The 14,388-nt window shown below is 63.7% G+C and carries 9 protein-coding genes; 5 read left to right on the top strand and 4 right to left on the bottom strand.

The features are described from left to right. Positions 1 to 100 precede the first annotated feature (100 nt). The gene (locus tag ACZ9H4_RS05920) at positions 101 to 1,660 is read right to left on the bottom strand and encodes a methyl-accepting chemotaxis protein (protein ID WP_476118468.1); all 1,560 of its coding nucleotides are present in this window, start codon (positions 1,658 to 1,660) and stop codon (positions 101 to 103) included. A 294-nt stretch (positions 1,661 to 1,954) separates the two neighbouring features. Here ACZ9H4_RS05920 and ACZ9H4_RS05915 point away from each other — a divergent pair, with 294 nt between their 5' ends. Then, positions 1,955 to 3,055, top strand: coding sequence for an MraY family glycosyltransferase (locus ACZ9H4_RS05915; protein ID WP_408144429.1), 1,101 nt, complete (start codon positions 1,955 to 1,957; stop codon positions 3,053 to 3,055). Positions 3,056 to 3,126: 71 nt separating this feature from the next. On the opposite strand, the gene ACZ9H4_RS05910 is transcribed toward ACZ9H4_RS05915, so the two are convergent. Genes ACZ9H4_RS05910 through ACZ9H4_RS05900 form a run of 3 tightly spaced genes read right to left on the bottom strand, consistent with a single transcriptional unit; the run spans position 3,127 to position 7,051 of the window. Further along, the gene (locus ACZ9H4_RS05910) at positions 3,127 to 5,007 is read right to left on the bottom strand and encodes a polysaccharide biosynthesis protein (RefSeq protein WP_476118467.1); all 1,881 of its coding nucleotides are present in this window, start codon (positions 5,005 to 5,007) and stop codon (positions 3,127 to 3,129) included. An 11-nt stretch (positions 5,008 to 5,018) separates the two neighbouring features. Continuing rightward, on the bottom strand, positions 5,019 to 6,047 hold the full coding sequence (locus ACZ9H4_RS05905; RefSeq protein ID WP_476118466.1) for an MraY family glycosyltransferase: 1,029 nt from the start codon (positions 6,045 to 6,047) through the stop codon (positions 5,019 to 5,021). A gap of 44 nt (positions 6,048 to 6,091) precedes the next feature. Further along, positions 6,092 to 7,051 carry a UDP-glucose 4-epimerase family protein gene (locus ACZ9H4_RS05900; RefSeq protein ID WP_476118465.1) on the bottom strand — a complete coding sequence of 320 codons (960 nt, stop codon included), beginning with the start codon at positions 7,049 to 7,051 and terminating at the stop codon, positions 6,092 to 6,094. Positions 7,052 to 7,336: 285 nt separating this feature from the next. Here ACZ9H4_RS05900 and ACZ9H4_RS05895 point away from each other — a divergent pair, with 285 nt between their 5' ends. The 4 genes from ACZ9H4_RS05895 (at position 7,337) to ACZ9H4_RS05880 (ending at position 14,276) form a co-directional block, all read left to right on the top strand. After that, positions 7,337 to 8,305, top strand: coding sequence for a glycosyltransferase (locus ACZ9H4_RS05895; protein ID WP_476118656.1), 969 nt, complete (start codon positions 7,337 to 7,339; stop codon positions 8,303 to 8,305). A 208-nt stretch (positions 8,306 to 8,513) separates the two neighbouring features. Further along, positions 8,514 to 10,670, top strand: coding sequence for a glycosyltransferase family 2 protein (locus ACZ9H4_RS05890; RefSeq protein WP_408324868.1), 2,157 nt, complete (start codon positions 8,514 to 8,516; stop codon positions 10,668 to 10,670). A 4-nt stretch (positions 10,671 to 10,674) separates the two neighbouring features. Continuing rightward, the gene (locus tag ACZ9H4_RS05885) at positions 10,675 to 13,215 is read left to right on the top strand and encodes a glycosyltransferase family 4 protein (protein WP_408324869.1); all 2,541 of its coding nucleotides are present in this window, start codon (positions 10,675 to 10,677) and stop codon (positions 13,213 to 13,215) included. Next, the gene (locus tag ACZ9H4_RS05880; RefSeq protein ID WP_476118464.1) at positions 13,212 to 14,276 is read left to right on the top strand and encodes a glycosyltransferase family 4 protein; all 1,065 of its coding nucleotides are present in this window, start codon (positions 13,212 to 13,214) and stop codon (positions 14,274 to 14,276) included. The genes ACZ9H4_RS05885 and ACZ9H4_RS05880 overlap by 4 nt, the downstream gene beginning before the upstream one ends. The last annotated feature ends 112 nt before the right edge of the window (positions 14,277 to 14,388 follow it).

The following is a 14,388-nucleotide window of genomic DNA, read 5'->3' as shown; positions in this document are numbered from 1 at the left end:
ATCGCGATGGCAGCCCCGACTGCGGGCCGCCATCGATGAGCCTATCGCGCTCGCATCGCCACGCGGCGCCCTGCGCCAGCCCGCGAGCGGTACGATTTGCCTACGCCGTCAGCGCGTCGAGCTGAAACACCGCGACGGCGTCCTTCAAAATGGCCGCCTGCTCTTCCAGCGACTTCGCCGCGGCCGCGGCCTGCTCGACGAGCGCCGCGTTGTGCTGCGTGACTTCGTCGATCTGCGAGACCGCCTTGTTGACCTGCTCGATGCCGTCGCTCTGCTCGAGCGCGGAAGCCTCGATCTCGTTCATCACGCCGGTGACGCGCTCGACCGCGCTCATCGCTTCGTGAATCGTCTTCTGCGCGTCGGACACGAGCGAGGCGCCCTGCTCGACCTTGGCCGCCGATTCGCCGATCAGCTCCTTGATCTCCTTGGCCGCCGCGCCCGAGCGCTGCGCGAGACTGCGCACTTCCGAGGCAACCACCGCGAAGCCGCGCCCCTGTTCGCCCGCGCGCGCCGCTTCCACCGCCGCGTTCAACGCGAGAATGTTGGTCTGAAACGCGATCCCTTCGATCATGCCGATGATCTCCGTCACCTTGCGCGAGGACTCGCTAATGCCGTCCATCGTTTCGGTGACGCGCGACACCACCGTGCCGCCGCGCGTGACCGTATCGAGCGCGCCGTGCGCCAGCCGGTTCGCCTGCCTGGCGTTGTCGGCGTTCTGCTTCACCGTCGCCGACAACTGCTCCATGCTCGCCGCCGTCTGCTGCAACGCGGCCGCCTGCTGCTCGGTACGCGCGGACAGGTCCGCGTTGCCCGACGCGATTTCGTTCGCGCCCTGGGTGATCGCGCTCGTGCTGCCGCGCACCTTGGCGACGGTTTCGACGAGGCCGTCGCGCATCTTCGTCAGCGCGCCGAGCAACTGCCCCATCTCGTTGCGCGAGCGCACCTTGATGGCGACCGTCAGATCGCCGGCGGCGATCCGCTCGAAGTGCTTGACGGTCGCGGCGACCGGCTTGATCAGCGCCGCCGAGAGCGCCATGCGCGCCGCCACGCCGATCACGAGCGCGATCACGCCGATTGCGACGAACAGCAGCGTCGCCAGCTGGAAGCGCTGCGCGCCGGTGGCGGCCTGCTGGTGCTGGCTCTCGACCTGCGCGCTTTCGAGCGCGTCGATCGCTTTCGAATAGGTCGCGTAGAAGCTGTTCGCAGTGTCGCCCTGGATGTTGCGGAAGGTGTTGAAGTCGAAGTCGGTGAGCGCCTTGAATTCCGGCTCGATCGCCTTGTCGACCAGCGCGGCGCGCGTCTGCTCGACGCTTTGGGCGAGCTTGCGCTCGGCGTCGCTCGCGAACGGACCCGCCATGTAGTTGCGAAAGTCCTTGTTCGATTCGACGAGCACCTTGTGCGCGGCCGGCAGCAGATCGTCGGTCTGCTTGCCGACGCTAAAGAGCGTCTGATACGTGCCCAACGCGAGCTGCACCTGGAGAAGCTTTTCGGAACTCGCCTTCAGATGCGACAGCGCGACCGCGCTGCGCTGCGTGTCGTCGAGGCTGCTGTTGGCGAGTTTGAGCGCGCCATAACCGACAGCGATCACCGTCAGAAGGAAAGCGACGAATACGCTGATGACCAGCGTCAGGCCGCCACGAATTGTGATGTTATTTAGCATTGGGTCTCCAGAACGTCTTGCCGATCTGCGGCGAAACAGGTTGGCAGTTGCACGCGCCGCCGCTTGACGGTGACTCGTTGCGCGTGACTTACACTTCGCCGCATCCAGGTTAACGACCCCGCGCCGGCTCCGCTGGATAGGTGAAATCCATGACTGGCGCGCCTTTGCGCCCGCTTTGCACCTCACTATCTGGGATCGGCCGCGCGTTGCGCGACAATGACGGGTGGCGCGCCGCCCGGCCGGCGCCCGACGTTTCGTTTGTATAATTCGCCGTCTTCGCTCAGGCCCACTTTCATGCTTAGTTTTGCGCTCGGCTTTCTCGTTTCACTGCTGATCACGCTGTTGATCGTGCGCTATGCGCATCTGCATGAAAAATTCTCCACCGATACCGATCTGGCCGGCGTGCAGAAATTCCACGTGCGGCCGGTGCCGCGCATCGGCGGGACCGGGATTCTGCTCGGGCTGATTGCCTCGGCGGTGCAGTTGCATCGTGCGTATCCGGCCGTGTCGGGCGGCATTCTCGGGCTGATCGCGTGCGGCATGCCGGCGTTCGGCTCGGGTCTCGTCGAGGATCTGACCAAGCGCGTGTCGCCGCTCGTGCGCCTCGTCTGCACGATGGTGGCCGCCGCGCTCGCCTTTTTCCTGCTCGATATCGCGGTCACGCGCATCAGCGTGCCGCCGCTCGACTTTCTGCTCTCGTACGCGGTGGTCTCTTTCGCGGTCACGGTGCTGGCCGTTGCGGCGCTCGCCAACGCGATCAACATCATCGACGGTTTCAACGGCCTCGCGTCGATGGTCGCGTTCATGATGTTCGCGTCGCTCGCCTACGTGGCGTTCCAGGTTCACGATCCGATCGTGCTGTCCGCGTCGTTCATGATGATGGGCGCGGTGCTCGGCTTCTTCATCTGGAATTTTCCGGCGGGGCTGATCTTTCTCGGCGACGGCGGCGCGTACTTCATCGGCTTCATGCTCGCCGAGCTGTCGATCATGCTGGTGATGCGCAATCGCGACGTGTCCGCGTGGTATCCGGTGCTGCTGTTCATGTATCCGATCTTCGAGACCTGCTTCTCGATCTACCGGAAGAAGTTCATTCGCGGCATGTCGCCGGGTATTCCCGACGGCGTGCATCTGCATATGCTCGTGTACAAGCGGCTGATGCGCTGGGTGGTCGGCACGCGCACCGCACGCGAGCTGACGCGGCGCAATTCGCTGACTTCGCCGTATCTGTGGCTGCTGTGTCTGATCGCGGTCGTGCCGGCCACGCTGTTCTGGCGGCATACGCTGCATCTGTTCTGCTTCGTGGTGGTGTTCGCGGCGACTTATGTGTGGCTGTATGTGAGCATCGTGCGCTTCAAGTCGCCGCGGTGGATGGTGGTGAGGAAGGGGAAGCGGTAAGCGGAAAAAGGCGCGAGCGCCTTTTTCTTTATGTGTGTCTCTGAGCGATTACGACACTGCCGCCGCCGTCGCTACGACGCCCGCGTCACCGGCGTCACGCTGCGCAGCGCGGCAGCCGTGGCCGGCTGATATTCGGGCACCCAGCGACGCAGATCACGGCGCACTTCATCGTCGGACGGCACGCGGTGCTGCATCAGCCACGGCAGCAGATTGTCGATCATACTGTCGGGCACTTCACGCGCCCGCGCGATGCGCAACTTCGGATGCGGTGTGCGCGTGGTCGTTTCATCATCGGCCAGCAGTTCTTCGTACAGCTTCTCGCCGGGACGCAGCCCGGTGAATACGACGCGAATCTGCTCTTCCGTGAAGCCATACAGACGGATCAGATCGTGCGCGAGATCGGCGATGCGCACCGGCTTACCCATGTCGAGAATGAAGATCTCGCCGCCGCGTCCCATGCTCGACGCCTGCAACACCAGTTGCGACGCCTCCGGAATCGTCATGAAGAAGCGGGTGATCTCCGGGTGCGTGACCGTGACCGGACCGCCGCGCGCAATCTGCTCCTGGAACTTCGGAATCACGCTGCCGGCGCTGCCGAGCACGTTGCCGAACCGCACCGTTTCGAACTGCGTGCGCCGCGACCCCTGCGCCTGCAACGCCGAGCAGGCCATCTCCGCGAGACGCTTGCTCGCGCCCATCACGTTGGTCGGGTTGACGGCCTTGTCAGTGGAGATCAGCACGAAATGGGCGACGTCGTGGCGGATCGCCGCGCGCCCCACGCGATACGTGCCGAGCACGTTGTTGCGTACGGCCTGCCACGTGTTCACCTCTTCCATCAGCGGCACGTGCTTATAGGCGGCCGCATGAAACACGATGTGCGGACAGTAGCGCGCCATCACCTGATCGAGCAGCAGCGAGTCCTTCACGTCACCGATGATCGGCACCACCGACACTTCCGGATACTTGTCGCGCAGCTCTTCGTTCAGCCGATAGATCGAGAACTCGGAGATGTCGAACGCCACCAGCTGCACCGGACCGAAGCGCAGGATCTGCCGGCACAGCTCCGAGCCGATCGAGCCGCCCGCGCCGGTCACCATGACGACGCGGTTCTTCAGCAGCGCTTCGACGTGCTCCGTGTCGATCGTCACCGGATCGCGGCCCAGCAGGTCTTCGAGATCGATCTGACGCACCCGCGACAGGAACGCCTGGCCCTGCGTCAGCGGCGTGAGCGCGGGCAGCGTCATCGCTCGCACGCCCGCGCGCACGCACAGCGTGGCGATGCGCCGGTGCGCTTCGACGGAAGCGGACGGCACCGCGATGATCACGTGCTCCACTTTCAGTTCGGCGGAAATTTTCTGCAGATCGCTGATCGCGCCGAGCACGCGATAGCCGTAGATTTCGCGGCCCTGCTTGACCGGATCGTCGTCGAGCAGACCCGCGAGGCGCCATTCGCCCGAGCGCTTCAGTTCGCGCACGAGGTTCGCGCCGGCGTTGCCCGCGCCGAGCACCAGCACCGGCTTGCCCTGCCCGACCAGACCGCCGTAGCGATAGAACTCCTTGGCCGCGCGATAGAGCGCGCGCGAGCCGCCCATCGTGAGGAACAGCAGCATCGGCGAGACGATCAGCACGGAGCGAGGCACCACGGGTGCCGGCTGCAGCAGCGCGGAGCCGATCACGACGCACAGCGCGCCGACGCCGATCGCCTTCGCGATACGCACCAGGTCGGGCAGGCTGGCGAACACCCACATGCCGCGATAGAGCCCGTAGCTGCGGAACATCACCGCGTAGATCAGCAGCACCCACACGAGCGCATGCAGACCGCTCGACCAGAACGCGGCGGGCACCGGACCGTTGAAACGGATCACGTAGGCCAGCATCCAGGCCAGAGCCACCGCGCACAAGTCGAACGCAAACGCACTGAACGAAAGCCATCGGGCTTTAAATCTTTTCATTGCGCAAAACCTCAGGATTGCCCGGAACGGGGCGCGTGGCGCCGCCAGCGGCGATCAATGCACAGCCCGGCGACCGCCAGCACGGCAGCCCAAACGACGACAACCAGCCATTGATACAGGACGGCAAATTGTAGTGCCCATATAGCAAGCATTATGCCCGCCGCCATGAACAAATACCAAACCCATGCCGTCGATGCGTGTCCCAAACCGGACTGCACCAGTCTTTGATAGTAGTGTTCGCGGTGCGCTTCCCAAAATTTTTCACCGCGCAGCAGGCGTTTGAGCAGCGTCACCGACGCATCGCCGATGAATGGCGCAAAGCACAGCGCGGGAAACCACACCGGCCACACGCCTTCGCGCCAGCCCCAGTAGCCGAGCGCGCCGGCGAGGAAGCCGAGCGGGATCGAACCGGCGTCGCCGAGAAAGATTCGCGCGGGGTGGAAATTGAACAGCAGAAAGGCCGCCGCCGACCCGGCCACCACCATGCTGGCCAGCGCGAGCGCGACATCGGGATGGGCCGCGGGGCCCGCCGGCAGGGACGCGGCGATTGCGTAGCCGCCGAAGCCGAACAGCGCCATGCCGCCGGCGAGCCCGTCCGAGCCATCCATGAAGTTATACAAATTGACCAGCCAGACGAGCAGAACCGCCATGGCCGCCAGCGCCCACCAGGGCACATCGGCCGGATAGACGGCGACCAGCGCCGCCACCGCCGCCGCGTGGCCGCCGAAGCGCACCCGCGCGGGCAAGCCGCGACGGTCGTCGATCTGCGACAGCGCCGCAAGCAGCGCCGCCGCCAGCGCAGGCAGCCAGAGCGACGGCGCGACCAGCCAGATCAGCACCACGCTCACCGGCACGATGCCCCAGCCGCCGACGCGCGGCGTCGGCCGGGTGTGCAGCGAGCGGTCGTTGGGGATGTCGGTGGCGAGCCGCCACGCGAGACCGCTTCTGAGGAGCGCCCACAGGATCGCCGCGCACGCGCCCAGCGCAAGCGCGCCGCACAGCAGCAGATGGACCACCGGGTGGGCGGAAAATGAAGACATCGGGAGCAGGTTCAATGCAGGTCAGTGCGTTCAGTTCAGTGTGATCAGTGTGTGGAGCGATACCAGGCGGCAGTCTCCAGCAGGCCATGCTCGACGGTGTGCGGTGGATACCAGCCGAGGCACTCGCAGATATGCGAACTGTCGAGGCGCAATTCGCCAACCAGCCGCTCGACCTGCGCCGAGCGTCCCGTCAGACGGCCCGCGAGCCTTAGCACGCCGACCGGCACCGCCACTAGACGCTGCGGCGCGTGCAGTTGCGTGGCCAGCGCTCGCGCCAGCTCCGACACGCTCAGATCGCGGTTGTCGGTGACATGGAACGTGTGGCCGGCCGCGCGCGGATCGGTGGTGCAATGCACGAGCGCGTCCGCGAGGTTGTCGACGAACACGAGGCTGCGGCGCGCGGCGATCGCGCCGAGCGGCAGTGGCACGCCCCGGGCGATCGCGTTCATCAGTTGCAGGAAGTTCGCGCGCACGCCAGGGCCGTAGACCAGTGGCGGCCGCACGATCACGATCTCGAGACCCGACTCGCGGCCGTATTCGAGCAACGCCCGCTCGGCTTCGAGCTTGGAGATGCCGTAGGGATCGGACGGCGCGGGCGGATCCGTTTCCTTGATGGGCCGGCCGATGCTGCTTTCCGCCATCGCCTTGATGCTGCTGACGAACACGAAGCGGCGAGCGCCCGCGCGACGGGCCGCGGCGGCGACGCGCAACGCGCCGTCGACGTTGGTCGCGCGATAGGCGGCGAGCGGCTCGGCGGTGGTGTCGTGCATCACGTGGACGCGGGCGGCGAGATGAATAACCGCATCGCATTGCAGCGTCACCGGCCAGCGTTGCTCGATGCCCTGGAAATCGTCCGCGTCGAGCAGCCATTCACGCACGCCTTGCGCCGAGGTCTGGGCGCGGCGTACCGCGCCGACGACCCGGTCGCCGCGCTGCAGCAAGGCTTTGGAGACCGACTTGCCGACGAAGCCGTTGGCGCCGGTGATCAGAACCGTATGACTCATGTTTTATCCACCAGGACGATCGGGTTGCGCAGCGCGGTCATGCCACGCCAGGCGGCAGATCGAACGTAAGCGCTGCTGCGCGCTCGCGCTTGAGGAACTGGCAACGCGTCCCCGGACGCGCACGGTCTGACGCACGGAATGGCAAACGAAGCACGGTACAATACGGCATCTGTAGGGTCGAAGGCGGCATGCCGCTATGAGTTCAGGCCGCATATTGTAAGCGGGTTAACTCCCTGGCAAACGTTGTCGGGAAATTCGAGAGATCGAGGACATAAGCTCAAATTTATGAAAGTGCTGTTTGCAACGTACCCCATGGCTTTCCACACACCTGGCGGTGGAGAGATACAGTTGCTTGCGTATCGCAAACATCTTCCGGCGCACGGCGTAGAGGTCGACCTGTTCGATGCTTGGAATCCGCGCTTTCTCGAGCATGACGTCGTGCACTTCTTCTCGTGCGTCGGCGGCTCCGTGCACTTCTGCAACTTCGTCAAGCAGTTGGGCTTGCCGCTCGTCGTGTCCTCCAGCCTGTGGATCACCGACGCGACGAGGCACCTCTATCCCGTCGACGAAATCAGGCATCAGTTCTCGCTGGCCGATCGCGTGGTGGCGAATTCGGACATCGAGTGCGACACGCTCGCGCAGGTGTTCCAGCTGCCCCGCGAGAAATTCGTCACGGTCTACAACGGTGTCGAAGAAGCGTTTTACGAGCCGGTGCCGGCGCAACTGTTTCGCGACCATTTCAATCTTCGCGAACCCTTCGTGCTCAACGTCGGCAATATCGAGCCGCGCAAGAACCAGCTTGCGCTCATGCAGGCCATGAAGTCCATGCCGGAGCGCAAGGTGGTCCTGATCGGCCATCAGCGCGACCCCGAGTATGCGCGTGCCTGCCTCGAAGCCGGCGGCGATCAGGTGATCTATCTCGGCGTGCTGCCGCACGACTCGCCGCTGCTGCGCTCGGCCTACGCCGCATGTGACGCGTTCTGTCTGCCGAGCACGCTGGAGACGCCCGGGCTCGCCGCGCTCGAAGCGCATGCGGCCGGCGCTCGCATCGCCGTCACGCAGGTCGGCTCCACGCGCGAGTATTTCGCGGATCAGGTGGCCTATCTCGATCCGGACGACGTCGCTAGCATCACGCGGTCGATCCGCGAGGCGTTGACACGCGAACGCGGCACCCTCCGGCACGATCGCGATCTGCGCTGGCGAGCGGTGCTTGCTCCATTGAAAGACCTGTATGCATCGCTGTCGGCGCAATGACGTTCGGGCCTCGCTCAAATAAATCCGCCGTGCCTATCCGGCCTTCCACGGCGGCCAGGCGGCGATGATCCACTATTCGAATCGACCTGCGAGGAGAGTTCGCCAAGCAACATCGTACCCGTGCCGTTCGACATTAGCCTCTCGATGCTGGCCACATACCCGACAATGTCGTCCATCATAGATATATAGCCAAAGCTCCTCATTCAACATGAAACTTGAACTGCAACCACTCAATAACGTTGAAGTATTCTCGGGTGCCGAATACCAATGGAACGCAACGACAAACGATCCGCAGTTTGCCATTGCGGGTTGGGAGCACATGCGTGGACGCACCGTACATCTGTCTTTTACGCTAGCAACGGGCAAGGCGCCGAAGACGCCATGCATGCTGTATGTCGACAAGGGCGACGGCATGTCGGAACAGGGTGCGGTCTGGCTCCGCGCGGACGCCAACGACCATGTGGACCAGACCATCTCGTTCCCATGGACGCTGCGTGCGGTGCGCTTCGATCCGCTCGCGTTTCCCGGGCCGTTCTCGTTGAACGACTTCGCGCTGGTGGTCGACGAAGACTCGTTGCCGTTCGGTGAAGCAGACGAGGCCGCGCTTGCCCAGGCCGACGCGGTGGCCGCGCTCGGCACCCCGCTGCCGGCTACCTACGAGAACTGGATTGCGATCAACGAGGTGGCGGCGGATCGCTATCCGGGTCTGGTGGAAGCGGCGCGCGAGTGGCAGCGCCAGCCGCTCATCAGCCTCGTGATGCCGACGTACAACTCGCCGGCCGAGTATCTGCGCAAGGCCATCGATTCGGTCGTCGATCAGATCTACACGAACTGGGAACTGTGCATCGCGGACGACAAGTCCACGCAGCCCCACGTGAAGGAAATTCTCGACGAGTACGCGGCGCGCGACCCCCGCATCAAGATCATCTACCGCACGGCCAACGGTCATATCAGCGCGGCGAGCAATAGTGCGCTGGCGTTGGTCAGCGGCGAATACACCGGCCTGCTCGATCACGACGACGAGTTGCATCCTCTGGCGCTGTACTACGTGGCGGAGTTGATCGAACGCGAGCCGCAGGCCGCGTTGATCTACAGTGACGAGGACAAGGTCACGATCGAAGGCAAGCGCTACGATCCGTATTTCAAGTGCGATTTCAACTACGACCTGTTCCTCAGCCAGAACATGATTTCGCATTTCGGCGTCTACAAGACCGCCGTGTTGCGGCAGGTCGGCGGCTTCCGCGAAGGCCTGGAAGGCTCGCAAGACTACGATCTCGCGCTGCGTGTCATGGAAGCGGCCGGCCCGCAGGCAATCCACCACATCCCGCGCGTGCTGTATCACTGGCGCGTGCTGCCGGAAAGCACCGCGTCCGGCGCGGAAGCGAAGCCCTACGCGACGATCGCCGCGGCCCGCGCGGTCCAGGAGCACCTCACGCGCAGCAAGATCGCCGGGACGGTGCGATCCGCTGACGACGCGGTGATGTACCAACGGATCGTCTACGCGTTGCCCGAGCAGGAGCCGCTGGTCGAAATCATCATTCCGACGCGCGACGCGGCCAATCTCGTCAAGCAGTGTGTCGACTCCATCAAGGAGCGCACCACGTACCGGAACTACCTGATCACCATCATCGACAACGGCTCGGTCAAACCCGAAACCTTCGATCTGTTCAGGAGCTACGAAGGCGACCCGCGTATTCGCGTGGTGCGCGACGACTCGCCGTTCAATTACTCGGCCCTCAACAACCGCATCGCGCTCGCGAGCGAGGCCGAGTTCGTCTGCCTGCTGAACAACGACATCGAAGTGATCACGCCGGAATGGCTGAGCGAACTCGTTTCGGTCGCGCTGCAAGACAATGTGGGCGCGGTGGGCGCGAAACTGCTCTACCCCGACGACACCATCCAGCATGCCGGCGTTTATCTCGGCATGGGCGGGCTGGCAGGCCACGGCCACAAGTATCTGCCTCGCAATGCGCCGGGCTACTTCTGCCGGGCGGTGCTGCGCAATGCGGTCAGCGCGGTCACTGCGGCGTGCCTGGTGATCCGCACGAGCATCTACCGTGAAGTGCGCGGACTCGACGAGGGTCTGGTCATCGCCTTCAACGACGTCGATTTCTGCCTGCGCGTGCGCGACGCCGGCTATCGCAACGTGTGGACCCCGTTTGCCGAGTTGTACCACCACGAGTCCGCTTCCCGCGGTTATGAAGATACGCCCGAGAAGATGGCGCGCTTTGTCGAAGAAATCGAGTTCGTGAAGAAGCGTTGGGGCGACGCCTTGTGGAACGACCCGTTTTATTCGCCCAATCTGTCGATCGACTCGACCGACTTCGTGATGACCATGAGCCCGCGTCTCGCGGGCCATCAATAACACCATGCCATTGACCAAAGACTGGGCCACGGAGTGCCGGCATCCGTCTCCCACCGTACTGTTTGCGCTCCCCAACGCAATCTATTTTCTGTTGAAGTTCCGGTCCGACCTCGCATCGTTCGAGCATCAAACGGTCGAGAGCCGGATCACGCTGTATTTCTGGTGGAAGGCTTACGGCGAGCGCGACTATCCGGATTTCGAGTGGGTGCTCGGCGAGGCGGATGTCGCGTATGTCGCGCAACTGGACACGCAGACGCTGGTCGACAAGTTTCCGCAGGCCGTCAGCTTCTGGCTGGCTGGCAATGCGCCCGATATTCTGGATGACAAAGCATTGCTCGAGACGCTGCTGCGCAGCGATCTGGAGATCGGGCCGACGCGCGCCCGGCTGCCGCGCGTCATGACCTTGCTGATCGACGCGCGCGCGGACCTGCGCGCCAACCTCGATCTCGGCGCGTTCTCGGGTCAACTCGCCGCTTTGAGCTGGTGGGAAACGCATGGCCAGTTTGAATATCCGCGCCTGTCATGGTCACCGAATCCGGTCTGGGACAGCCTGAACGAGCTGGGTAGCAAGCATCACCCCACCCAGATCGACGTCCCGGCCTTCCTCGAACTGCTGGTCAACAGCCGCCCCGACCTGCGCTCCAGCATGGACATGACAACGTTCGCCGGACGCCTTGGCGCATTGATCTGGTGGGACGAACACGGCAAGTTCGAGTACCCGAGGCTGGTCTGGCAAACCTCCACTGCCATTCTTCAGCTGAACGAGATCGAGCCCGACGAGCGAGGCACGCTGATCGATATTCCGCGTTTCGTCGCGCCCCTCGTCAGCGGTCGACCGGACCTGAGGAGCATGATCGACCTCAGTAGCTTCAAGGGCCGCTTCAGCATGCTGTTGTGGTGGGATACGCACGGCAAGCGCGAATACCGCCGGCTGGACTGGCCGACGGCGAAGATTTTCGACCGTCTGAACGAACTCGATAACGGCGATGAACGCGGGCTGCTCAAGACACCGCATTTTCTCCCGCTTCTGATCGAAAGCCGGCCGGATCTGCAGGCGCTCTTCGACCTCGACACGTACCTCGGCCGCCTCGACGTGATGCAGTGGTGGATGGGCGGCGGCAAACAGGAATATTCGAGTCTCCATTGGCCGATTCAGGAAACGCTCGACGACCTGCTGCGCACGGACTCGATGCCTGCCGCTGCGATCCCGTTGCCCCGACTCCTGCTCGGCATCCGTGAGAACCGGCCCGACCTGACTGAGGCCTTCGACATCACGACGCTGCAAGGTGCATTGGGCCTCGTTGCGTGGTGGTACACGTCCGGCCGGCTCGAATATCTGCAATTGCGGCACTTGCGCCTCTTGCCGACCGAGATCCGCGATCAGGCGGTAACGCAGCTCAGTGACCAGCAGCCTCGCATCCAGATGCGGCCGTTCGGCGTGAATATCGTGGGCTTCCCGCAAGGCGTGCTCGGTCTCGGCGAAGACGCGCGGATGGCCGCGCAGGCCATGCAGCTCGGCAATATCGACGTTGCGCTCATCAATGCACCGATGAGCGGACCGGCCCGGATCGATACGTCCGTCAACCACCTGCTGCGCGACGAACCCGACTATCAGGTCAGTCTGTTCTGCCTGCCGCCGCCAGAGATGGTGCGGCTCGCGCTCGAAGGCGGGCGCCGCATGATCGAGTCGGACACGTACCGGATCGGCGCGTGGCCGTGGGAACTGCCTCACTGGCCGAGTGCGTTCGGGCAAGCCCACGCGTTCGTCGACGAGATCTGGGCGCAGAGCCGTTTCGTTGAAGCCGTGTATGCGAAACTGGGCCGCACCAAGGTGCGGCACATGCCCATGGCCGTGGTCATTCCGACGCCGCAATCCATTGACCGTCAACGCTATGGCCTGCCGAAGGACGACTTCCTGTTCTATCTGATGTTCGACGGCAATTCGTGGCTGACGCGCAAGAACCCGGTCGCCGGAATCATGGCGTTCAAGCAGGCTTTCGCGAAAGAAACCAGCGGCGTCGGCCTTGTCATCAAGGCGATGAACGTTCGCGGCGACGACCCGACATGGCAGCAGGTGCTCGAACTGGCGGCTGCGGACGAACGCATCCATATCGTCTCCGAGCGGCTGAACCGGCAGGACACGATCGACTTCATGGCCTGCTGCAACGCGTACATCTCGCTGCATCGCAGCGAAGGCTTCGGTCGTGTGATTGCCGAGGCAATGGCCTTGGGTCAGCCGGTCGTCACCACCAATTTCTCGGGCAACGTGGACTTCTGCGACGAGCAGACCGCATTCCTCGTCGACGGCGAACTGGTGCCGCTGCGCCCTGGAGACTATCTGTTCCACGAAGGACAGTACTGGTGCGATCCTGACGTAGGGATTGCCGCCGGCCAGATTGCCCGCGTCTTCGGCGACGCCAATCTGCGCGAGGGCATTGCCCAGGCGGGTCGTGAACGTATCGAAAGAGACTATTCGATGGCGGCGGTGGCGCGCGCGTATGCGCAGCGTCTCAATGAAATTCGACAAACAGTGAGCGCGCGATGAGACTCCTGATCTGTGCACCGGACATCTTTGAAGGCGACGCCGTCGGCAACCATTGCCTCGGGCTGGCTGCGATGGCTGAGCGCGCAGGTTGGGAGTCGCGCGCGTACGCGAAGGACTTCGACGCGGCGATCTCAAAGGTGCGGCCAATCGAGACGCTCTTCGCAGAAGCCACGAGCGAGGATCTTCTGTACGTCAGCTATTCGATCTTCGCGCCGAATCTCGATCGATTGCTGGCCTTGCCGTGCAGGAAGATCTGCTACTACCACGGCATCACCGATCCCGCCTTGCTGCGCGAATTCGAGCCGGTGACGGCCGACTTGTGCGAGCAGGCCTTTTTGCAGCTGCCCAAGTTGGCGGGCTTCGATCTCATCGTCACCAACTCGAAACATGTGGCGCAGGATCTCGCACCGTATGTCGACATTGCGAGCATCGTGGTCATTCCACCCGTGTTCGAGACGCTGCCCACTCTTGCGGACAGCGCGGTCGCGCGCCCCACCCCGGACCTTTTCAACATGCTGGTGCTAGGCCGTGTCGTGCCGCACAAGCGGGTTGAAGATGCGATCGAAGTACTCGCGCATGTCGTCGAAGGCGGCGTCGATGCGACGATGACGATCGTCGGCACCATGCCGAACTACGATTACAGCAAATTCCTGCTCAAACGCGCTCGCGCGCTTGGCGTGCTGACGCGGATTGATTTCACCGGCATGGTCGACGACGCGGATCTGCTGTCGAGTTATGACCGAGCTTCGCTGTTGCTCTCGATGAGCCGCCACGAGGGCTTCTGCATCCCCGCGCTGGAAGCGATGCATCGCGGCATTCCCGCCGTGGTGCGAGCCGGTCACGCGGCCGCCGAAGTGGTCAACGACGCCGGCCTGGTCAGCGATATCAGCGAGACAGCGGAGCAGATCGCCGCGCGGATTATTGCGCTGCGCAACGATGCATCGCGTTGGAACGCATTGACACAGCACGCGCGTGAGCGCGCCGGCAATCTGCTGCAACTTACGTCCTGGCGGCATTGGTCGGAAGTGTTCGACGGGGTTTGTCGCCGCACGGGCTCGTGAGAGTCGTGTAACGAGTGTCGGCCCGAGGGTCAGCGGCCCCGACCCTCGTGCCCCGATCGAACAATGAGCACGGGAATTGCTCCACTAGAAGAAGCGCCTCACAATTCAGACT

The sequence above is a fragment of the Paraburkholderia sp. TE9906 genome (assembly GCF_056279605.1).
Note: the sequence above shows the minus strand (reverse complement) of the source record. Positions and strands in the feature narration are given on the sequence as shown.